General features: G+C 55.7%; 13 protein-coding genes. 3 read left to right on the top strand and 10 right to left on the bottom strand.

The features are described 5' to 3' along the window. Nucleotides 1–3: 3 nt before the first annotated feature. The 7 genes from wecB to KOE80_RS02270 form a co-directional block, all read right to left on the bottom strand. Nucleotides 4–1,125 carry a non-hydrolyzing UDP-N-acetylglucosamine 2-epimerase gene (wecB, locus tag KOE80_RS02300; RefSeq protein WP_226348247.1) on the bottom strand — a complete coding sequence of 374 codons (1,122 nt, stop codon included), beginning with the start codon at nt 1,123–1,125 and terminating at the stop codon, nt 4–6. Nucleotides 1,126–1,336: 211 nt separating this feature from the next. Continuing rightward, nucleotides 1,337–2,524, bottom strand: a complete 1,188-nt coding sequence (locus tag KOE80_RS02295) for a chain-length determining protein (protein WP_226348246.1) — start codon at nt 2,522–2,524, stop codon at nt 1,337–1,339. Then, the gene (locus tag KOE80_RS02290) at nt 2,521–3,183 is read right to left on the bottom strand and encodes an ABC transporter ATP-binding protein (RefSeq protein WP_226348245.1); all 663 of its coding nucleotides are present in this window, start codon (nt 3,181–3,183) and stop codon (nt 2,521–2,523) included. Before KOE80_RS02290 ends, KOE80_RS02295 begins: the two co-directional genes overlap by 4 nt. Next, nucleotides 3,180–3,968: an ABC transporter permease gene (locus KOE80_RS02285; RefSeq protein WP_226348244.1), complete on the bottom strand. Its 789-nt coding sequence runs from the start codon at nt 3,966–3,968 to the stop codon at nt 3,180–3,182. The genes KOE80_RS02290 and KOE80_RS02285 overlap by 4 nt, the downstream gene beginning before the upstream one ends. Nucleotides 3,969–4,010: 42 nt before the next feature. Then, nucleotides 4,011–5,210 (bottom strand): polysaccharide biosynthesis/export family protein, encoded by a 1,200-nt coding sequence (locus tag KOE80_RS02280; RefSeq protein WP_226348243.1) that lies wholly within the window; start codon nt 5,208–5,210, stop codon nt 4,011–4,013. Between the two features lie 2 nt (nt 5,211–5,212). Beyond that, entirely contained in the window at nt 5,213–6,553 is a 1,341-nt protein-coding gene (locus KOE80_RS02275) for an aminotransferase class I/II-fold pyridoxal phosphate-dependent enzyme (RefSeq protein WP_226348242.1), read from the bottom strand. Further along, entirely contained in the window at nt 6,546–14,120 is a 7,575-nt protein-coding gene (locus tag KOE80_RS02270) for a type I polyketide synthase (protein WP_226348241.1), read from the bottom strand. The genes KOE80_RS02275 and KOE80_RS02270 overlap by 8 nt, the downstream gene beginning before the upstream one ends. 1,002 nt (nt 14,121–15,122) lie before the next feature. Here KOE80_RS02270 and KOE80_RS02265 point away from each other — a divergent pair. Next, nucleotides 15,123–16,613 carry a nucleobase:cation symporter-2 family protein gene (locus tag KOE80_RS02265; RefSeq protein WP_226348240.1) on the top strand — a complete coding sequence of 497 codons (1,491 nt, stop codon included), beginning with the start codon at nt 15,123–15,125 and terminating at the stop codon, nt 16,611–16,613. A 78-nt stretch (nt 16,614–16,691) separates the two neighbouring features. Here KOE80_RS02265 and KOE80_RS02260 read toward each other — a convergent pair whose 3' ends face one another. Further along, nucleotides 16,692–17,555: a DMT family transporter gene (locus KOE80_RS02260; protein WP_226348301.1), complete on the bottom strand. Its 864-nt coding sequence runs from the start codon at nt 17,553–17,555 to the stop codon at nt 16,692–16,694. 128 nt (nt 17,556–17,683) lie between these two features. Between KOE80_RS02260 and KOE80_RS02255 the strand changes: the two genes are divergently transcribed. Beyond that, nucleotides 17,684–19,075 (top strand): PLP-dependent aminotransferase family protein, encoded by a 1,392-nt coding sequence (locus KOE80_RS02255; RefSeq protein WP_137430559.1) that lies wholly within the window; start codon nt 17,684–17,686, stop codon nt 19,073–19,075. A gap of 84 nt (nt 19,076–19,159) precedes the next feature. Beyond that, nucleotides 19,160–20,074 (top strand): DMT family transporter, encoded by a 915-nt coding sequence (locus tag KOE80_RS02250; RefSeq protein ID WP_009463539.1) that lies wholly within the window; start codon nt 19,160–19,162, stop codon nt 20,072–20,074. Between the two features lie 74 nt (nt 20,075–20,148). Here KOE80_RS02250 and KOE80_RS02245 read toward each other — a convergent pair whose 3' ends face one another. Continuing rightward, nucleotides 20,149–21,750, bottom strand: coding sequence for a PEGA domain-containing protein (locus KOE80_RS02245; protein WP_226348239.1), 1,602 nt, complete (start codon nt 21,748–21,750; stop codon nt 20,149–20,151). 8 nt (nt 21,751–21,758) lie between these two features. Next, entirely contained in the window at nt 21,759–22,502 is a 744-nt protein-coding gene (tagF, locus tag KOE80_RS02240) for a type VI secretion system-associated protein TagF (protein ID WP_226348238.1), read from the bottom strand. Between the last annotated feature and the right edge of the window lies 1 nt (nt 22,503).

Genomic DNA, 22,503 nt, shown 5'->3' with positions numbered 1-22,503 from the left:
GAGTCAAAAGTTCAAAGTTTTCAAAATTTCGGCAATACGTGTAGCGGCCTTGCCGTCACCATAAGGGTTGTGCGCCCGCGCCATACGCTCATACTCCGCAGCGTCATCCAGCAACTGCGTGGCAGCGCTGACAATGGCGTGTGTTTCTGTTCCCACCAACCGCACAGTTCCTGCATCCACGGCTTCAGGGCGCTCGGTCGTGTCTCGCATCACCAATACCGGTTTGCCCAAAGAAGGCGCTTCTTCCTGAATGCCCCCGGAGTCAGTAACCAAAAGGTCACAACGATCCATTAGGTAAACAAAGGGCAAATAATCCAGTGGTTCGATCAAATGAACATCGGAAACGTCGGATAAGATACGACGTACTGGTTCCTGAACATTTGGATTCAAGTGCACTGGATACACCACCTGCACATCACCACGGGAGGCAATCTGGCGCAAAGCCAGGCAGATGTTTTCAAAGCCGGAACCAAAGTTTTCGCGACGATGCCCCGTCACTAAAACCAAGCGTTTGGCTGGATTGATAAAAGAGAATTGCGATTCAAAACGGCTGCGCAGTTCGGAGTCTTGGCGTACGCGTGCGGCTACATCCAGCAACGCGTCAATAACAGTGTTGCCTGTTATGTGCACTGTTTTAGGATCGACTCCTTCGTGCAGCAGGTGTGCTTGCGACTGCTCGGTCGGGGCGAAGTGCACATCAGCCAGTACGCCTGCTTGGCGGCGGTTCATTTCCTCTGGCCACGGCGAGTACTTATTATGAGTACGCAAGCCAGCCTCTACGTGACCGACCTTGATCTTGGCGTAATAGGCCGACAAAGCTGCGGCCATGGTGGTAGTCGTATCACCATGCACCAGGATCATGTCTGGTTGCCATTGTTTGTACACATCCCGCATACCCAACAGCACGTTGCTGGTGATGTCATACAGGTCCTGGCCTGGCTTCATCAGGTTCAAGTCAAAATCAGGTTTAATGGAAAAAATATCCAGAACCTGATCCAGCATCTGGCGATGCTGACCGGTAACGCAAACACGCGCATCAAACGCAGAGTCGGCAGCCAGTGCCTTAACGACCGGAGCCATCTTGATGGCTTCCGGCCTCGTACCAAATACAGTTAAAACTTTCATCTATTGACCCCACATACCCTTAATACAAACAATTATCAGGTGCGCTACGTTCTGTACCACCAACGCTCACGAAATGAAAAGCTACGTACTCCCCACTTACTCAAGAGGCGGCAGGCTAAAAAATCGAACATGCTTAAGTCAGCCCTCTCATAATCCCAAACAAGAAAAACCTCGTCTGCCCAAACTAACTGACACTCTATGCAATCAAAATTTAGTCCACATGATCCAGCACAATGCTCTTGAGCAACTTCAAAATTCCAGCCAAAATCATGGCCAAAAGTAAAGTAACCAAAGAGTTGTACAAACGACGGGGTTCCATTGGATATTCAGGCAATGTCGCCGACTGCAAGACTGATACTTTCTCCAACATCCGAGTCGCATCAATCCTCCCTTTCTCTAAAGCCCCCAAAGAAGACTTGTATAACTCTTGTGTAAACTGCACATTCATTTCCAGTCGGTAGAACTCTTCCACGTACGTGTTTAACGTTCCACCTGAAGGAGTAGCCAATTTAAGCTTCTCCTGCTTAATCTGTGCATCTACAGCCTTCAAGGATTGTTTAATCCTCACAATATTCGGGTGATCTCGATCTAAGGTTTTCGGTAAAGATGCTAACTGTGTCTGTAGCTGAGCACGCTGCCCTTCCAATGCAGCCACAATGGCATTGATACTTTCCGCCGTCGCCTGTGGCGATAACAATCCAGCCTGATTCTGGTAGTTCAGTAGATCCTGGCTCGCCTTTTGAAAGCGATCCTGTGCTTGATCAACCTGAGTCACCAGAAAATCGACTTGTACTTGAGCCATTTCATGACCCAGCACGTTCATGTAGCGCTCTCCCTCCTGAACCAATTGCTGGGTGATAGCTTGAGCCGTTTCCGGGTCGTAGGCTTGTACTTTTATGCGTAACACGCCGGAAAAATCGTCAAATTCCACCTGAACACGGCTCAGGTAATGGCGATAAAACCACTCCATGGACGAGTCATGAAACCACATCCGAGACACTAGATCATGCTCAGATGAACTGTAGTGCGTCCGTAAATCTAAGGAAGCATCCAGCTTCTTAAGCATGTCTACAGAGAGCAAATAATCACGCAATAAAAGTTGGTTGGCCCTGTCTACCGAAGCCACCCCTGACACCAACATTCCAAGATCAAACGTAGGGGCTCCTACGGAGTCTGTCTTACGGATAATGACATTCGCCTCAGACACATATCTATCCGAGGCAAAGACCAACCAATACACGGTTGTCAGCGCTGCCAAGGCTAAGATCAGATGCACTGCGTAATCAAACAGGCGCAAAGAGAAAAGAGCTCTCACTCGCGTCAAAAACGTAAATCCTTTAGATGGCGCCTGTACAGATGGAGCACTAGCCTGCGTAGTTGCACTAGGTGTTTCGGTCATTTTGGAAGCGAATCCTTATAGGCATTAAGCGCATCATCAATTTGGTCAAACCAATGCGCCTTTCCTTGATGCAGCCAGACTCCAGCCTGGCAGAATTGTTTTAAAGTTCTATTATCGTGCGCCACCATAATCAGCCCGGCACGATTAGTCATCGTTTTGAAAGCATCGGCGGCTTTCTTACGGAAGGCGGCATCCCCAGCCGCCGTCACTTCATCAGAGATATAAACATCAAAATTAAACGCGAAAGATAGGGCAAACTGCAGTCTGGAACGCATTCCTGAAGAATAGGTATAAATAGGCTGCTCAAACGCCTGTCCCAACTCGGAGAAATCCTTGATAAAGGCTATTCGGTCAGCCAAGTCATCTTGATGCCCATGCACACGGCACACAAACTTCGCATTTTGACGTCCCGTCAACGTACCCTCTAAGCCTCCGTTTCCCATCGGCCAAGATACCCGACACAATCGCTGCACCGATCCTTTATTCGGGTGATCCACCCCGCCAATCAGACGCAACAAAGTAGATTTACCGGCGCCATTGGATCCAATCAACCCCACATTCACCTTAGGGGGAATCGTTAAATTAACTCCCTCTAAAACCCATCTACCAACGCCGTGCGCCGTCTTATAGCGCTTATACACATCCTTAACAACAATCATTTCATCACCAACTGCTGTGTAAAGCGTCGGTATAACAAGAGTCCAAAAAACAAACTCACAACCCCCCACACATATAGGTAACCCATACTGATGCCGGGGACCATATGGTAATAACTGGAGAAACCATGCCGCACCAACTCCAGACCATGAACCAATGGGTTAAGCAACAGAATATCTCTATATGGCTGAGGCACTGCTGAGATCGGCATAATGACACCTGAAATCAAGTACAAGGGCATCATCAATATCTTTAATACGTGCTCGGTTTCTCGTACTAGAGCCATCAATACCGAAGCAATCAACCCATACCCCACTCCAAACACCCAAAGGCCAAACATGGTGATTAAAACTTGTATAGGGTCATCTGGACGCACATCATGTCCAAACAAGGCGACCCCTGTAAGAATCACAGCAGACACCAAAGCCATCAGAAATGCTTCTAGAGCACCGCGAGCAATCGCCGTATCAAACGGATGAACCTGCCGATAAGCAAATAAAGGTTTATTACTATCAGCCGCATACATCACTTGAACAGCGGTGCGCCGGAACGTGAAAAATGCCAACATCCCAATCACAATCCAGATCGATGCATCAATACCACCCACGGTCCGTAAACGGATCACAGTGAATAGGAAAGTGATAAAACTGATATGCAGCACCGGCTCCATCAAGAGCCAAAACCAGGCCGCACGCATATCAAACAGACGATCCAACGCTTCACGCAGAAACAGCGCCCGCCAGACCGACCAGGTGACGGCCATAGGGCTACGTACCTGCTCAGTCATTTTGGCTCCCATCAAAAAAACTCGTTTCGGATGTAGCTAACATCAATCCACCATCCTGTTCAACGTCGTACTAGGCACGGCCACCGACACCACTAGACGCAGGAACTTCTGGAACTCCGCCGCTGGCGAGTTGGAAACGTAAATCACATCCTTATCCTGCACCGGGAAGTTCTGGGTGACGAAGAAAGAAGCTGGATCACGCAGGTCAATCTCGTACACCACGGGTACGACGCCCTTCTTGTCCAGCAGTGTCGATTCAGGCGCGCCGTCCACCAGTGCCGCATCTTCAAAGCGGAAGACAAACACACCGCGGGCATCAGCTCGTGACGTATCCAGACCACCCGAACGGGCCAGGGCCTGAACCAAAGAGATACCTTGTGCCTCAAACGGAATCTCTTCGTTCTTGCCGGTTGCTCCCAAAATGGAGAAGCTTTGGTTCTGATACAAAGCCGTAATTACATCACCCGGTTTCAGCATGATGTTCTGGTTGGGATTACGGATGATCGTATCCAGTGCCATCGTAGATGTATTCATCTCACGCGAGAGCTGAATGGCAATACGGTTAACCGCTTGTTTTACGCCACCGCCCGCAGCCAGGGCATCCAACAGGCGTTCGCCTTTAGGTGTCAAAGGCATTAAGGTGCTTTGATTAACTTCCCCCACCACTGTCACATTGGATGTGTTGTTCTGGATGACACGCACCAAAACTTGTGGGTTATTGGCTTTGCCTTGCAAGCGCTTGGCAATGCTTTCTTCAATCTGTTGGGTGTTGCGACCCTTGACGGCAATACGACCCGCAAAAGGCATACTTATCATGCCATCTGGAGTGACCATTTGCTGCGGAAATGCCACCGCATTCGTGGTAGCTCCTGTCGCATTAGTATCCAACGCGATAGCACCAAACAACATAGCTGGCGGCGCTTCCCAAACCGACACTTCCAGCACATCGCCAGGGCCAATCAGGTAATTATTCGAGCCGGAGCTGGGAAACTGGGCTGCAAAGTCACCCATGCGCTTTTTAGCGGCCAACTTCTTGGTCAACTCGTCTGTCACGTTGACCAGGGTGATGCCTTCGATACGGCCTTCACGTCGTTCCTGTACTTGCTGGCGGCTGGGGCCGTCTGCAGGCATCCAGTCGGGCATCGTGGCACATCCGGCCAGTACGACGACCAGGGTGCTGGCCAGTACTGGCCGTCCCATTGCTGCAATCTTGCTTACTGCTGTGTGTAGTAATTGAGCCATGCTTATTTCTTCATGAGCGTGTGAACGGTTTCACACGCCAGGTCTATGTCATCCTGGCTATGCGTGGAGGACAGGAAAAAGCGCAAGCGCGCTGCTTTTTCTTCCACCGCAGGATGGATAATGGGTTGCACATTCAGACCGGCATCAAACAACTGGCCGGACAGTTTGACTGCTTTAAGAGAACTGCCTGTAATCGCGGGAATCACGGCGTAGCCTTCGGCAAAGCCGGTATTGATTCCCATCGAGCGCATCGAATTCAGAAACTGACTGCCCCGTTCTTGCAGGGTATGCACACGCTCGGGTTCCCGGCGCATGATCTGCAGGGCTTTGAGTGAGGCAGCCGCCAGCACGGGGGAAATCCCCACGCTGTACACAAAGCCGGAGGCAGCGTACTTGAGCAGCTCCACCAGCGCGCGGTCGCCAGCGATATAGCCGCCGCAACTTGCCAGGGTCTTGCTCAAGGTGCCCATCCAGATATCGACATCACGGCCTGTCACACCAAAATGTTCGTGCGAGCCGCGACCCGTCTTGCCCAGCACGCCCAGGGCGTGAGCTTCATCGACCATCAAAAACGCTTTATACCGCCGTTTTATGTCAATAAATGCAGGCAGGTTCGGAATGTCGCCATCCATGCTGTACAAGCCTTCGATCACAATCAGCACACGTTCAAACTGGCCACGAATCTCGGCAAGAATGCGCTCCAGAGCGGCGCTGTCGTTGTGAGGGAAGGAACGGCGGGCGGCACCCGACAACTGGATGCCTTGCAAAATACTGTTGTGGATCAGGCTATCGTGAATCACCAGATCCTTGGGACCGAACAAGTAACCAATAGTGCTGACGTTGGTGGCATGTCCACTGACAAAAACCACGCAATCATCCACCTCATAGTTCTGCGCCAGCTCTTCTTCCAGCTCACGCTGGACGCGGCGCTCGCCTGCTACCAAACGGCTGGCCGAAGCCGATGTGCCGTACTGGTCCATCGCGGCTTTGGCGGCCGCATTCACTTCCGGGTGTGCAGAAAGACCCAGATAGTTGTAATTGGCAAAGTTCAGATAGTCACGCCCGTCGATACGGGTGTGCGCAGCGGCCACACCATCGTGGCTGCGGAAAAAGGGGTTACGCACGCCCATACGATCAGCCATGGCCTTGGGCACCAGCATTTTCTCGTAACCGGGATGGCGGTCAAAGCGGGTGAAGGACTCCGGAATATGGCTGGCCGCCCCCTGATGAGTGGCGGACTGCTCGGCCATGCGGCCATTGCTGGCCGCTTGTCCGGTTTTACGTCCCAGAATGCGCTGTATCAGTTGTGCTTTACTGCCTGGCGCTAGATCGTTCTTACTCATGGATCAGTGATGTTCCTGTTTCTGCCAATCGCTGTACATCTTTTGCCAAGCCTTGCAAGTCAGCCTCGGACATATCGTCCCCGTGCTGACGTACGACATCGGCCACCAAGTGCCCAGCGTCCTGCTCTGCCGAGTCCTCGCCACCGGCCGTCAGCTTGTCCACAATGCGGGCCGCGACGTTCCAGACGGTGGGAGAATCGTTCAGCACCATGGCGGGCAACTGCACGCCAAAGCGTTGCTCCAAGCCCAGGGCCAGTTCCACAGCCATCAAGGAGTCCATGCCCAGATCATGCAAGGAGCGCTGGGTTTCGATACGGTCTACTTCGGTGCGCAGAATGTTGGCAACTTCCTGCGCCACCCACTCGGCCACCAAAGCGTGAATTTGCTCGGGCGTTTTGCCAGCGATCAAGGTGTGAATATCCTGGCCATCGCTGCCTGAGTCGTGATCCTTGCGGGCACGGTTCAAGATGGCAAAGCGTTCACTTTGGGCCGAGGCCAGCAAGCGTGCCAAGGCATTCCAGTCGAAGTTGGCCACAATGGACACTTCGCCATTGGCGGCCAGGACGCGATCCAGTTGATCCAGTGCCTGATCCGACTGCAACGGCGCCTTGCCCAGACGTTTGCCCAAGCTGTCCTTCACAGTTTCATTGCGGGTCAGGTAACCTGCGTCGCCAATCGGCCCCCAGGCGATGCACGAAGCCGCCAGCCCCAGGTTCTGACGCAAGCGCGTCAGGCCTTCCAGGCCTGCATTGGCGGCTACATAGTTCGCCTGTCCGGGGTTACCAATAGAAGTCGTCACAGACGAATACAGCACGAAGTGGGACAGCTTCAAATCCTGAGTAGCCAGGTGCAGATTCCATGCACCCACCAACTTGGTTTGCAGCACCTTGTTCAAGCTGTCCTGATCCATATTGGCGATCAGGCGGTCATCAAACACGGCGGCAGCATGCAGCACGCCAGTCAGTGGGCTATCACCCGTCTGAATCTGCGCGACAACAGCTTGTACTGCTGCGGAATCCGTAACGTCACACGCCACGATTTGCACGCGACAGCCTTGTGCCTGGAACTGCTCCAGCAGCTCTTGTGCACCAGGGGTGTCGGCACCGCGGCGACCAGCCAGGACCAGAGAGCGCACGCCACGCTTGACCAGCCATTGGGCGGAAGCCAAACCGAAGCCAGACAAGCCACCCGTAACCAACCACGTGCCCTGTTCGGACAAGTCGAGAGGGGCAGCGATTTGTGTTGCAGGCAAACGGGGTTGGGCATCCTTCAGGGAAACCACCAGCTTGCCGATGTGACGAGCCTGCTGCATGGCGCGGAATGCATCAACTACATGCTCGGCACCGAAGCTGCGGTAAGGCAGTGGGAACAGCGCGCCATCATGGAACAGCTCCATGACTTCCTTGAACAAACGTCCCGCCAAAGCTGGGCGTCCCGTCAGCAGTTGGTCGGCATCAATACCGAAGTAGCTGATATTGCTCTTGAAGGGACGTAGACCAATCGGCGTGTTCTCGAAGAAGTCACGCTTGCCCAACTCCAGGAAACGGCCAAAGGGACTCAAGACGTCCAAACTGCGGCGCATGGCCTCACCCGCCAGCGAGTTCAGCACTACGTCCACACCTTCGCCGCCAGTAGCATCCATCACGTCCTGAGCAAAGCTCAGGCTGCGCGAATCGAACACATGGTCAGCGCCCAGCAAGGAGGCGAATACGCGTTTCTCGTCTGTACCGGCGGTGGCATAAATCTCTGCGCCCAAATGACGGGCCAGCTGGATTGCAGCAATCCCCACACCACCTGCGGCACCGTGTATCAACACTTTTTCACCGGGCTGGATATGAGCCAGATGCGTCAGGGCATAGTAGACCGTGAAGAACACCGTTGGAACGGTGGCGGCTGCGTCAAAATCCCAGCCTTCAGGCATGGGAGCGATAGCATCCGCACGTGTCACCACATGGCTGGCAAAGCAGGAGGAACCAAAACCCATCACCGGCTGGCCTACCGTCAAATTGGTGACATCAGCCCCAATGCGGGTGACGACGCCCGAGAACTCCAGGCCCAGACTGGCCCCGGCAAAACCGTTTTCTACAGCTTCGTCTGGTAGCAGGCCCATCAAATACATCACATCACGGAAATTCAGGCCCGCTGCCATGGTACGGACTTCAACCTGATCCGCAGCCAGGCTCGGCGCTTGAACAGCTTGCCATTCCAGATTGCGCAGTTGTCCGGGCACCTGAAAGTCCAGCTTGAAGCGCGCATCCTGGCTTAGCTGGGCAGTCGCTGCCGCAGTAGCCTCTTCCAGCACCAAGGTATGACGTGCGTCTTGGGACAAGACAATTTCTGTTGCTTCATCCGGCCACAGCAACTCCAGTTCCAGACGCTGAGCGATATCGCTGGCATTCACATCACCGGCCAGATCAATCAAGGTGCAGGACAAGGCGGGCAGCTCGTTCATAACGACGCGACCAAAGCCCCACAAGGCCGACTGGGCTGGATTCACCGCCCAATCCAATTCCTCTGCCATCGCCGGCAAGGCACCGCCTTGCGTCACCAGGAACAGGCGACTTGCAACGGTACGGGCGGACAAGTCCTGCGTCAGGCTCAGCAGTTGCGCGCTGGTCTGGCTGACCGCAGCAGCAGTATCGGCCCAACCCAGCATCTGCACTACATTCAGAGGGCTCTCTTCAGCCAAAATGTCGGCACTGAGCGGCCAGATTTGAGCGTTAACTGTTTGGCCAGCTGCTTCCAAACGGGCTTGCAACGAATGGGCTTGAACTTGAGAAGCCTCATCAAACAACAAGACCCATTTCGCTGCAGCGACGGCTTCCTGGTTTGGAATCGCCTGCGTTGTCGCGGCCTTGGCCAGCAACAAATAGGCTCCTTCACTCAATTCCTGTGCGGCAGGCTCTTGCGCAGTTTGCACCTGCTCAAAACCTGCTTGCTCCAACGCCTTGTGCCAGCCTTCGGGCGACAACAAGGAGGAGGATTGCGACTCACCGGCGGCATGCCACCAGCTTTGGTCCAGACCGGACAAGAAGTCTGCATGCCAGTCAGGGTGACACTCGGCCACCAGCAAGACCCCACCCGTCGCCAGCCATTGCTTGCTCCGCATCAGGGCGGGAGGCACATGCACGGTACGGTGCAGGCTGTGGCGCAAAATCACGACATCGAACTGGGGCTTATCGACCTGCTCCAGTTGCCAGTCTTGCAGATCAAAACCGAGCACCTGCACGTTGGCCAAAGCATGGTGCTGCGTCGCCTGGCGAGCCTGCAAATCAGCATCTGGCAAAGCCAATACGTATTCAAACTGGTCTTCGGACAGGCAAGCAGCCAGAGTCTTGGGCAAATCGCTTGGGCCTACGGCGACTTCCAGCACGCGCAGTCGCTGGGAGGCAGGCAAGTTCGCAGCCAGTTCTCGCAACTGGGTTTCCAGTGCCAGACGCACACCCAGATACATGGGGTCATCGTCATACAGCACTTCAACCACGGGGGAACGGCGCAAGGAAGCCAGCAGTTTTTCGCCTGAAATATCGCCACGCAACAAGGCCGGCAATTGGCGTCCGACCGAACCAATCTGGGTCAGTTGCGGCAAGCTGCTAGGCGAATCCTGCAAAATTGTGCGCCACAAGTCCTGGGCGGCAGGCATATCGGCCTGCTCCACCACACGATAGCCTTCGTCATCTTGCAGCAGCTCTTCAGCGCGCAGCAGCTCGCTTAGCCAGCGGCCATACGGGCTATTCAATACTTCGGCGCTGAGTTCGGAAGGCTTTACGTTCTGGAAGGCTTCATAAATAAAGGACAGGCTCAAGGCATCCAGCAAAGGCAAAGTCTGCTGGAACCAGGTTTCTCGCTCTTGCTGCTGGTCAGCCAGTGCTGCCCAGCCGCTTTGGGCCAGTTGCTCAGGCGAGAGCGTAACGGCAACTCGCTCATCGCGAGGATGAGGGCGCAGATACGGGGTAATTTGCCAGTTCGACACCGCGTGGCGATCCTGGCGCAAGAAATACGCAGCGCGGAAACGGCAGGCCTGGGCGCTGGCCAGCAAACGGCCATCAGCTCCATACAACTCGAAATCCGCCAGTACCGAACGGGCACTGCTACGACGCAGGTGTGCACGGAAATGCGTTACCTGCCCTTCTGTAGACAGGGTGAAACGGCCTACTTTCACAGGCAGCAAGGCCACGCCTTGGCCTGCTTCAATATCTTGTGCGAAGAAATCCACCAGAGACTGGTAGCACACGTCCATCAAGGCCGGGTGCAACAGATAGCCATCTTGCTCCAGGCTGACGGGCATCTCCAGTTCGGCACTCAGATAAGTACCTTGCACCTGCGAGGCTTTCAACCCCTGGAAGGCCGGACCGTAATCCAGACCCAGGGAATGCGCCAAGCGATAGTGTCGATCGCGATCAATATGCAGTTCAGCCGAGGCCAGGGGCGAGAGTTCCGCCACGGGCATGCGTTCATCCGAAGCCAGAATACGACCGCTGGCGTGTACCACCCACTCGTCCTGGCTCAAGCGTTGGCGACTCTTGATATGGAAGCTGCCATCACGCGGGCTCAGCACAAAACGCAGGCTGCGGGCATGTTCACCATCAAAAACCAGCGGAGCCAGAATATCCAGCTCGTCCACCAGGATCAGTGCTTCGCCCAGCCACTCACAAGCTGCAGCCAAAGCCATTTCCAGATAAGCGGCACCTGGGTACACCATGGCACCACCCACTTTGTGATCCGCCAGCCAAGGCAAAATCACCGGGTCCAGCACGTTTTCCCAGCTGATATCGCTATCCGGCAAACGCCAACCCAGCAAATCATGCACACGACGACGCTCGATGGAGCGCATCCCTTCTGTGCTGTTCTTGTACCAATGACGCTCGCGCTGCCATGGGTAAACGGGCAGCTCCACTGGATTGCCAGCCACAGGGAAACGGGCTTTCAATTGGGTCGGCAATAAAGCCAGGGTATGCAAGGCCGTATCAGTCAGCCGCTGCGGGCCATCGTCATGCTTGCGCAAGCTGGGCAACACCACGCCCTGAATCTCACACTGAGTCAGGGTTTCACGGATGTAGCGCTGCAAAATGGCGTGCGGGCCAATTTCCAGAAATACGCGGCAGCCCTGGTTCGCCAGACAGGCAATAGCCTGCTCGAACTGCACGGGTTCGCGAATATTGCGCCACCAGTAATCCACGCCCAGCTCTTGCGGGGACTGTTCTTCACCCGTAACGGTCGAGATAAAACGGGCTTGTGGAGCCTGCTGACCGGGCTGCAAATCGCCCAGGCTCTTTTCCAGATGCGGCAGCAAGCCATCCATATAGGGACTGTGAAAGGCGTAATCCAAATCCAGCAGGCGGAAGAAAACGCTTTGTCCTTCCAAAGCAGACTGAATACGCTGCAAGCCTTCCAGACTGCCGGACAGAGTGATATTGGAAGGGCTGTTTACCCCCGCCACATTCACGCCCAAGTCCGCACCCAAGCCTTCCAGCAAGGTGTTCACCGCTTCGTGCGACAGACCGATAACGGCCATCCGGCCTTGGCCACGAGTCAGACCTTGAGCCTGACTACGGGCACAAATAACGCGTATGGCTTGTTCCAGATCCAAGGCACCAGCGGCCCAGGCAGCAGCGATTTCGCCCACACTGTGGCCAGTCACGGCATCAGGTTCAATGCCATCTTCGCGCAGCATGCGCGTCACAATAACCTGTATAGCAAACAACAAAGGCTGGGCGACTGTCGTGTCGTCCATGCGGGAAGCGGCAGGTTCGGCCTGCAATTGTTCCAGCAGCGAAAAGCCCGCCAAGGGCTTCATCATGGCGTCCAGCTGGGACAGCAAAGCCGCGAAACGAGGGGACTCGCGCAATAAGGTCACGCCCATGCCCAACCACTGCGCTCCATTACCGGCGTAGACAAAGGCCAATTGGCCTTCTTTGCTCAGGGCGTCTACGGTTTGCAAACCTTGTGGGGCTTGGCCTTGCGCGTAAGCACGCAATTGCGCCACGCCTTCTTCAACCGTTTCGGGTTGAATGATCAAACAACGAGCCAAAGTCTGACGACGGTGAGTGACCGCGTAGCTGACATCGTAAAAATCTTGTGCCGTCTTGCCGTCCAGCAAGTCCGCATAATTACCCGCTTGCTCACGCAGAGCGGCTTCTGTCTTGGCCGACAAGACCAAAGGCGGCAAACCCAAGTTCGGCACCGTTGCCGATTGGGCAGTTGTCGCTACAGGAGCCTGCAACAAGACGTGGGCGTTGGCACCACCAAAGCCAAACGAGTTAAGTCCTGCGACCAAAGGCTTGCCATCGGTACGCTGCAACTCGCGGCCCTGGGGCAGCAGCTCCAGATTCAAACCATCAAAATCAATGGCGGGATTGGGGGTATTCAAGTGCAAAGCAGGCGGCAAGGCTTGGTGCTGCAATGCCAGCACTGTCTTGACTAGGCCAGCCATGCCGGAGGCCGATTCCATATGGCCCAAGTTCGCTTTGACTGAACCAATAGGCAAACGCTGCTCACGCGATTTGCCATACACCGCGCTGATGGCGGTGGTTTCAACAGGATCGCCTACGGCTGTACCGGTACCGTGGGCTTCTACAAAGTCCACATCAGCCGCTGTCAGGCCACTGCGCTCCAGCACGGAGCGCATCAACTCGATTTGTCCCTGGCAGCTAGGAATAGTAATGCCGGTCTTGCGAGCCCCATCGGCATTCACGCCCGTTGCCAAAATGACGGCCTGTACCTGGTCGCCATCGGCCAGCGCCTGCTCCAGGGGCTTGAGCATCAGTACCGCGCCACCTTCGGAACGCACGTAACCATTACCAGCTTCATCAAACGCCTTGCAACGGCCATCTGCCGACAGCATCGACGCTTTGGTAAAGCCAACAAAGGGATAAGGGTGCAGCAACAGATTGACGCCACCGACCAAGGCTGTCGAAGCCTCGCCACTGCGCAAACTTGAGCAGGCTTGATGCAAAGCGACCAAAGAAGACGAGCAGGCGGTATCCACCGCCATGGACGGACCGTGCAGGTCGTAGATATAAGACAGACGGTTGGCGGCGATACTCATGGTATTGCCGGTCATCATATGGGCTGTCAGGCTGGCCAAATCGTCCAGACCGCGCATGCCGTAATCCAGGCCGGAAATACCAACATAAACCGCACAGTCACTACCGGCCATGCTGGAGGGCAAGACGCCCGCATTCTCCATGGCTTCCCAGGACAGCTCCAGCAACAAGCGTTGTTGGGGGTCCAGCCAGGCGGCTTCGCGAGGGGAAATGCCAAAAAAGTCCGCATCGAACTCGTCAATGCGCGACAAGACACCGGCCGAAAAAGTAATGCTACGCCCCGGCTCGGACCTTTTATCGTGTTGCAACTCGGCCGTCGCCCAGCGGTCCGCGGGGATTTCCGTAACCAGATCGCGCTTTTCAATTAAGGCATTCCAGAACTGGTCGGGCTGCGACAGGTCACCCGGAAAGCGAAACGCCATACCAATAATGGCGATTGCTCCAGACGCAGTATTGCTTTTATTAATATCCGTACGGGATGCTTCTAACTCCTTAGCACCCTTGCCTGTATTTTGAGACACGCACCCTACCCTTTCGATCTTTACTGACTTGCCCTGTCACCGCGGAGCACGGAATAGTCATATTTGATAAAACGCTATTTCGGACAACGACTTCTGACATAGCCGTGTCGCAGGCAGCACACCAGTAAACAATGGCGAAACTTACGTCCCGTTACTATGATTTACAAACCCTAATTACATGGAATATATATAAATTCCATGTAATCCGATAATATTTATTTTCGATTTTTATTTAAGCGATCATGCCAAAAATAAAACATCCAAATTAAATATTCACTGACGATATTATTCTATTTATTGTTAAGCACAAAAAACGAGTGTTTGAAAAATAACAAAGCCTTGGGTATATTTACCAAGGCTGTCTAATCAAGACACTAGGCAAAATATCAAAGGTTTTTTTATTTCGTCGCCACCTTTAGCGAAATAAAAACTTCAACTCGACATTAAGCAAAGACTGTTCCTCGCCAAAAAACCCTGCCTACTTGGCGGTAGCCTGCTGCACTGCAAAAAGATTAGCAGCTGCGAATGTTACCATTACGCAGTTATTCTAATCTATAAAGAATTGAAATCGAGCAGGGCCGCACTGTAACAATCCGATGCTGTGCTAAAGCCGCCAGACGAGCTTTTTCAGGACTATCAGGCAGCTTACAAGGCAGCCATGACTGACACTTGCTGACGTTCCAGTAGGTCTGACACAACCATCAAGTCGTAGTGAAAAACTCATTTTTGATACAAACACGACATACGCGCGACGAGCGCAAACCCGTTACTGGTGCCGGTATACAACGACCTTCCCTCATGGCCTGACCATGTGTCACCAAAGCAGTGTTTTCCCTTAGCCGCATCAAAAACGCCCAAATCAGGGCGTTTTTTTTGGGGGTTATCCCTCATCTATAGCTAGGTCCACCTAGGCTCTATACGAATTGTCTTATGACAGGGCTGTCGCACGCCGTTACATTGAAATGGCTTCATCTAATAATTAATCCACTCTGGAGACATTTCATGGGTACGAACGCGACCACCGCACCCGTCGACGAACGATTACCGAACGGCAGGCTGGCTGCACTGGGCTTGCAGCACGTTCTGGTAATGTACGCCGGTGCCGTCGCGGTTCCACTAATTGTGGGCCGGGCATTAAACCTGACGTCTGAAGAAGTATCAATCCTGATTGCTGCTGACCTGTTTGTCTGCGGCATCGTGTCCATCATCCAATCGATGGGCTTTACGCAGTATTTTGGTATCAAGCTGCCCGTCATGATGGGCGTGACCTTCGCCGCTGTCGGCCCCATGGTCTCCATGGCACAGGCCAACCCCGGCCAGGAAGGAGCCCAGTTACTCTTTGGCACGGTCATCGGGGCGGGGATCATCACCATGATCATCGCCCCTGCCGTCAGCCGCATGCTGCGCTTTTTCCCGCCTGTGGTCACCGGCACCATTATTGCCATGATCGGCATTACGCTGATGCGAGTGGGGATCAACTGGATTTTCGGTAACCCTGTTGGCCCTACCGCCCCCACGGTCATCAACCCCGACCACCTGGCCTGGATTCAGCACGCACAATCGGCCGCAGCCATGCCCGGCTCGGCCTTGCCCCCACCTCCAGAAGGTCTGGCCTTGAAAGCAACGGTACCGAACCCGCGCTACGCCAACCTGACTGGCCTGGGCATTGCCGCCATCGTGCTGACCTCGATCCTGCTGATCGCCAAATTTGCCAAAGGCTTTCTGGCTAACGTGGCCGTCTTGCTGGGTATTGTTATTGGCGCCATTGTGGCCTCGGCCATGGGCATCATGACCTACGAGAAAGTCGCCAATGCAGCTTGGGTTGATCTGGTTCTGCCCTTCCACTTCGGGATGCCCAAGTTCAATATCCTGCACATTGCGACCATGACACTGGTCATGATTGTGGTGCTGATTGAGTCTACCGGCATGTTCCAGGCTCTTAGCGACATGACAGGCAAGAAAGTGGATCAGAAAGATCTGGCACGCGGCCTGCGCACCGACGGTCTGGGCACCTTGCTGGGCGGCATTTTCAACACCTTCCCCTACTCCAGCTTCTCGCAAAACGTGGGCCTGGTTGCCGTGACAGGCGTGCGCAGCCGCTTTGTCTGCGTGGCCGGGGGTGTGATTTTGATCATTCTGGGCCTGCTGCCCAAAATGGCTGCCCTGGTTGAGTCCCTGCCCACAGTGGTGCTGGGCGGCGCCGGGATTGTGATGTTCGGTATGGTGACGGCCACCGGTATTCGCATCCTGTCCAACGTGGATTACAAAACCAACCGCAACAACTCCATGATCGTGGCCATCTCCATTGGCGTCGGCATGATTCCGCTGGTTGCGCCCAACTACATGCAGTGGATGCCTCACGCCATTCACCCGCTGATCGAATCGGGCATCTTGCTGACCTCGATTGCTGCCGTTCTGCTTAACTTGTTCTTTAATGGTGCTAAAGAAGATACGCATGCAGCGGTAGAAGCAGCCAAGCACGCGGAAGCCTAAAACGCTTGCTCAGCTTGTCTTGAAACCGGCCTGTCCATGAATGGGACAGGCCGGTTTTTTATCGTCCGGCTTCTGCCATCAGGAGGCAAAGCGCCGCGCACCGGCTACGCATAAGGCAGCGCCTAAAGTCACCCAGATCATGCTGGCATTGACGGACTCACCCAGCAAGGCGGCAGCCAGTCCCAGGCCCATAAAAGGCTGCAACAACTGCAGTTGCCCCACTGCGGCAATCCCGCCCTGCGCCAACCCCCGATACCAGAACACAAACCCCAGGAACATGCTGAACACTGACACATAGCCGAAACCTAACCAGGCTGCTGTATTCACATTGCTGAATGTTTGCGGCCAGAACCACAGCATCATGACGAACATGCAAGGCGAGGAGAGCACCAGGGCCCAGCAAATAACTTGCCAGCCACCCAAACGACGCGACAGACGTCCACCTTCGGCATAACCCAAGCCACACACCACCACGGCGGCCAGCATATACAGGTCCCCTTGCCAGGCCGCATCCAGACCTTCTCGCGCGGCATAGGCCATCACCAGCAAGCAGCCTAAAACAGAGCACAGCCAGAACACGGGCTTATGCCGCTCTCCGGCCAAGACCACCCCGAAGAGGGCTGTGCACAAAGGCAGCAAGGCGACATACACAATAGAATGCGCCGAAGTGATGTACTGCAAGGCCAGCGCCGTCAACAAGGGGAATCCCAGCACGACACCAAAACCAACCACGGCCAGGGGTAACAAGTCTGATCGCTTTGGCCGTGCCACACGCCCGATCAGCAACCAGACAGCTGCCAACAAGGCAGCGACTACCGCTCGCGCGCCAGTCAGGAAAAAAGGATCCATGCCCAGCACAGCAACACGTGTAGCCGGCAGAGATCCGGCAAAGATTGCTACGCCTATAAAGCCATTTAGCCAGCTGACTGCCTTGCTATCCATCATTCACTCTCCAACAAAGATGCTTGTCAGTACAACACAGCTATGCCAGCATACACAGGCACAGTCCAGTACAGTTTTAAAAAACTGTACTGCTTACCAGACCCGTACACCGTGCCCGAGCCCGCCCCATGTCTGCTTTGACCCGTATCGACCACATCATGCAATCCGTACGTGAACGCATCGCGGCACGGACCTACCCGCCCGGCACCCGCCTGCCATCCGTACGCGCACAAGCAAAATCGGCAGGCGTGTCAGTGTCCACGATTGTCGAAGCCTATGGCAGGCTGGCCGCCGAAGGTCTGATCGAGGCTCGCGCGGGTTCCGGTTTTTATGTGACGGCTCCTTTGGCTCCACTCAGCTTGGCCGCCCTGGAACCAGCTCTGGAAAAGGATATCGATCCTTTATGGATCTCGCGCCAATCTCTGGAAGCCGAGGCCGATGTCCTGATGCCCGGCTGCGGGTGGCTGCCCTCGGATTGGATGTATGACCAAGGAGTGCGCCGCGGTTTACGTAAGGCCGCCCGTAGCCCCAGCGCGGACTTGACGGACTACGGCTCGCCTCTGGGCCTGGAGCCCTTGCGACAAATGCTGGCCCGTCGTCTCGTGCAGTCCGAAATAGATGCTGCCCCGCATCACATCATGCTGACCGACTCGGGCACTCAAGCTATTGACCTGCTTTGTCGCTTCTTTCTGGAGCCAGGCGATACGGTCCTGGTGGACGACCCCTGCTACTTCAATTTCCATGCGCTGCTGCGAGCGCATCGGGCCAAAATCGCCAGCGTGCCCTATACCCATCAGGGCCCTGATCTGGCGGCCTTTGAGGCTGCCCTTAAAGAACACAAACCCCGCCTGTACATCACCAATTCAGGCATACACAATCCAACCGGCGCACGTCTTTCGGCCATGACGGCCCATAGCGTGCTGGCCATGGCGCAACGCGCCGACCTCTACATTATTGAGGACGATATTTTCGGGGATCTGGAGACCCGACCCGCTACCCGACTGGCGGCACTGGATGGGCTGTCCCGCGTAGTACAGATAGGCAGTTTTTCCAAAACACTGTCGGCCGCCTTGCGCTGCGGTTATATCGCGGCCCAGACTCCATGGATCGAGAGCCTGGTCGATTTGCGTACCGCCACCAGTTTCAGCAGCAACCGCCTGGCCTCGCATATTCTGAACAGCGCGCTTGGCGACAGCGGCTATCGCAAACATCTGGAACGAGTTCGATACCGGCTCTCCAAAGCCATGGATCACGCCGTGACACAGCTGCAGCAACTTGGCCTGACGCCATGGCTGCGCCCCCGCGAGGGCATGTTTCTCTGGGTGCGCCTGCCCGCCGGGCATGATGCCCTGACGTTGACACGCGCCTGTCTACCCCATGGCATCGTGCTGGCCCCTGGCCCTGTTTTCAGCCAAGCTCCTGATGCTGCCCAGTTTCTGCGCTTCAACGTCGCTCAATGCGGGGACAAACGCGTCTTCAACGTCCTGAAACGGGCTTTGAACAACGAGCTGTCTGTTTAAAGCATCAAGGGATTTCAGACCTTCCACTTGAACGCCCCGCATCAGTGTCCTGGTCGCGACCAGAGGATTACAATCGGCTCTGTTATGCGGCCCATGCGGACCGCCGCCACCAATCTGACTCCCATGTCCCCCAAAGACTTACGCGATTTATTCCTGCTGGCCGCCATCTGGGGCGGCTCGTTTTTATTTACGCTGCAAGCGGTCCCCGACTTTGGCCCCTTTCCCCTGACCGCCATACGGGTCGGTGTCAGCGCCCTGGCCTTGATGAGCTACATCACCGTCACGGGACGCTTGCCCATCTTTCTGGCGAACTGGAAACCCATCTTTGCGCTGGGCATTCTGAATGCCGCCGTGCCCTTCTCCTTATACGCCTTCGCAGCCTTGCGACTGGAGTCGGGCTTGCTGGCCGTCTTGAATGCCATGGCTCCCTTGTTCGGCGCACTGGTGGCACGAGTCTGGTTGAAAGAGCGCCTGACACCCAGCCGCATTCTGGGCCTGTGTCTGGGCTTCCTGGGCATTCTGATTCTGGTGTACGACAAGCTCAGCTTCAATAAAGGCGCCGAAGGCTGGGCTGTGCTGGCATCTTTGCTGGCCACAGTGTTTTACGGTATTGCCGCCAACTTTACCGCCCGCTATCTGCGCGGCGTGCAGCCACAGGCAGTAGCAGCAGGCAGCATGGTCAGCGCAACATTGGTTCTATTGCCCGCAGCCATTTACTGGTGGCCCGCACAGTTTCCGGGCCTGCATGCCTGGGGGGCTGCGCTGTCCTTATCCCTGCTGTGCACGGCCGTCGCCTATCTGATTTTTTACCGCCTTCTGTCCAATGTCGGCCCCTCCAAAACCATTACGGTGACCTTTTTGGTGCCACCTTTTGGGGTGTTGTGGGGTGCCTTGCTGCTGGACGAGGCCCTGACCGCGCAGATGCTGATCGGTATGAGTACCGTTCTGTTCGGGACATTGCTGGCTACAGGGCTGATCGGCAAGCGCAAGACGACGTAAGTCAGCTACGCCGCCTTCAAGCGTCTTCGTTCTCGGTTCTCGGTTCTCGGTTCTCGGTTCTCGGTTCTCGCAGCCTATTTGAACTCGTGACTGACGCTGGCCGTCTTTCCTGAGCGCACTCGAATTGTTGTGCTGAACTCTGGCAATCCCGCATTCTTGACAACAATGCGGTGCGAGCCTGGAGCCAGCGACAAGGACTTCAAAGGCGGGCTGACACCTTGCTTTCGGCCATTCACATAGACCTCCCCCCAAGGCCGTATATCCAGGGCGATTGTGCCCTTGGCAGGTGGCGCAGGCTTGGCAGCGACCGGCTCCAGTTGTTCCACATGATCGACTTGCGCGGAAGGCTCAGAGGAGTCGGTTTGCGTGCTTGCGGCCACCCCTGATGCAGTGGCCGTAGCAGTCCCGGTAATTCCCATTGCTCCGGCACTTCCCGCAGCCCCGGTAGTTTCATTAACTCCGGAGGCGCCTGTTATTGCTGCTCCCCCTCCAGCGGCTCCGGCTGTTCCGGCTGTTCCGGCTGTTCCGGCTGTTCCGGCTGTTCCGGCTGTTCCGGCTGTTCCGGCAGCATGATCGGCCAAAACCAGGCGAGCTGCATCATCCGATGTGTTTTGTGTTTGAACTGGCAAAGCAGGCTGCAAAGCTCCCGACTCGGCCAGCAGTTTCAACTCCGGTGTTGTCGCGGCTTGCGAGCCCGAAGCTTGGGCTAATTGCTGCCCTGCCACCGAGTCATTTTGTGCACCTGTCGACTGCGACCCAAGCTGATCTGATCCTGCCTCCAAAGGCTGCCCCGATTGAGGTGCAGACGCCCCCCCTGCCCCCAAAACAGCTACATCATTCGGCTTGGACTCCCCAGCCGCCACCAGCCCGCCCTGCAACTCCGACGTGATTGATCCCGGTCCCGGCCTTGATGTGGACTCCTCAGGCGTGGCGCCCACCACCGCCGGACGATTGGAATCAGACGCTGCAACAGCGGGCCCGGAAGTATCGCCATCACCGCTCCAATACGCCGCCCCCAGCCCTGCCAGAACGACTACTGCCAAACCCGCCAGCCACAATGGCAAGGAAGACCGGCGTTCAGGCGTAATCGGCAGCACAGTTTGCGCAGCGGGAGCATGTGCGGGCACAGGCTCTGGCACTTGCCCCAATCGTTCCAGCCTTCGGTAAGAAGCCATGGACTGAGGCCGCTGCACCCAGTCAAGGGCCAGGCCCTGCAACATGGCCTGCGTCGGACCGTCCGCGTCCTCGTCCATCACCACAGGATCTTTCAACTGCCGCCAAGGGGCGGCCATCAGAGGAAAGCCCGTTGTCAGTTGCCAGCGCAAGGCCGCATAAGCGTAGACATCCGTCCAGGGACCGGCAGGCCGCACAGGATCATCCACATATTGCTCGGGGGCCGCGCAAGGCTCATCAAAGGCCATACCCTGAGCACGCGCCTGTGCCAGACTGCGCTTGTGCATGTTCTGCTCCAGCGGCAATAACTGAACCAGACCTTCATCACTCAAAACCACCGTATCCAGCCCCAGCGCGCCATACCATTCCTGGCTCTCATGCAGCTCGGCCAGTTGCAAAGCCAATTGATCCAGAATCACCAGCCGTTGGTCCAGCAGCAAAGAGTCCAGAATCTGCCCCAAAGGGCGACCCTGGACATCCTTGGCAGAGTTTGTACGTTTCATGAGGGATCTCACCATGGTTGATAGGCGCGGTTTGCTGCATCTGCCGCTGTTGCTGACACGAACAAGCGCCGAAACAGGGCCAGACTTAGCTCGCCACTGTGCGTCACGCTGCGCCAGCTAGGATTGTTCATGCCCAGGCACCACCAGTAACTACGGTGGGAGCCGGGCTCCAGACAAGGCTGCAGGACAGCCCACGGGTCTTGTGGCACAGACGGCGCACGAGAGCCATACAAAACATCCAGAATGTCCTGCCCGGCATCACGCTGCTCGGACTGGGCGGCGGCACTCTCCGCCAGCAAACCGGCATAAGGCACGGCACTACACAAAGTCTGATCCAACTGGGTTGCCGCCCAGCAAAACCGCACCCCTTGCTGCAAGGACAGGCCCAATTGCTCAACCATATTGGCCAGTACAGGCAGACGGATACGCTGACATTGCTCGGCATTCAAAGGCACCAAAGCGCACACCAGATACTCGCGCCCAACCCGGTCCTGACTGGGCATGACCGCTCCTGCTTGCACGCCCCCTTGCGGCAAGGACATCAGAAATCCCCAGGCATGGACAGGCGAGCTGGGCATATTGGCTCCAGCCGTTTTGTGGGGCGAACGAATCTGGCTGACACCACTGCTGAACCAGCGCTCCCACGGCAACAAAATCGGCTCGGGCATACGTCTGCGCACAAAGTCCCCCATGGCCGGAATCTTGCCGTACCACATCACCTCCGGGCTGGAGTCGAAATCATCCTGGCGCATC

This window comes from Alcaligenes sp. 13f (assembly GCF_020496585.1).
Classification (GTDB): domain Bacteria; phylum Pseudomonadota; class Gammaproteobacteria; order Burkholderiales; family Burkholderiaceae_B; genus Alcaligenes; species Alcaligenes phenolicus.
This window is presented reverse-complemented; position numbering and strand designations above follow the sequence as displayed.

Bases quoted from the DNA above. Each gene is read 5' to 3' on its own strand.
- wecB (WP_226348247.1), bottom strand. From the start codon at position 1,125: ATGAAAGTTTTAACTGTATTTGGTACGAGGCCGGAAGCCATCAAGATG.
- KOE80_RS02295 (WP_226348246.1), bottom strand. From the start codon at position 2,524: ATGACCGAAACACCTAGTGCAACTACGCAGGCTAGTGCTCCATCTGTA.
- KOE80_RS02290 (WP_226348245.1), bottom strand. From the start codon at position 3,183: ATGATTGTTGTTAAGGATGTGTATAAGCGCTATAAGACGGCGCACGGC.
- KOE80_RS02285 (WP_226348244.1), bottom strand. From the start codon at position 3,968: ATGACTGAGCAGGTACGTAGCCCTATGGCCGTCACCTGGTCGGTCTGG.
- KOE80_RS02280 (WP_226348243.1), bottom strand. From the start codon at position 5,210: ATGGCTCAATTACTACACACAGCAGTAAGCAAGATTGCAGCAATGGGA.
- KOE80_RS02275 (WP_226348242.1), bottom strand. From the start codon at position 6,553: ATGAGTAAGAACGATCTAGCGCCAGGCAGTAAAGCACAACTGATACAG.
- KOE80_RS02265 (WP_226348240.1), top strand. From the start codon at position 15,123: ATGGGTACGAACGCGACCACCGCACCCGTCGACGAACGATTACCGAAC.
- KOE80_RS02260 (WP_226348301.1), bottom strand. From the start codon at position 17,555: ATGGATAGCAAGGCAGTCAGCTGGCTAAATGGCTTTATAGGCGTAGCA.
- KOE80_RS02255 (WP_137430559.1), top strand. From the start codon at position 17,684: ATGTCTGCTTTGACCCGTATCGACCACATCATGCAATCCGTACGTGAA.
- KOE80_RS02250 (WP_009463539.1), top strand. From the start codon at position 19,160: ATGCGGCCCATGCGGACCGCCGCCACCAATCTGACTCCCATGTCCCCC.
- KOE80_RS02245 (WP_226348239.1), bottom strand. From the start codon at position 21,750: ATGAAACGTACAAACTCTGCCAAGGATGTCCAGGGTCGCCCTTTGGGG.
- tagF (WP_226348238.1), bottom strand. From the start codon at position 22,502: ATGCGCCAGGATGATTTCGACTCCAGCCCGGAGGTGATGTGGTACGGC.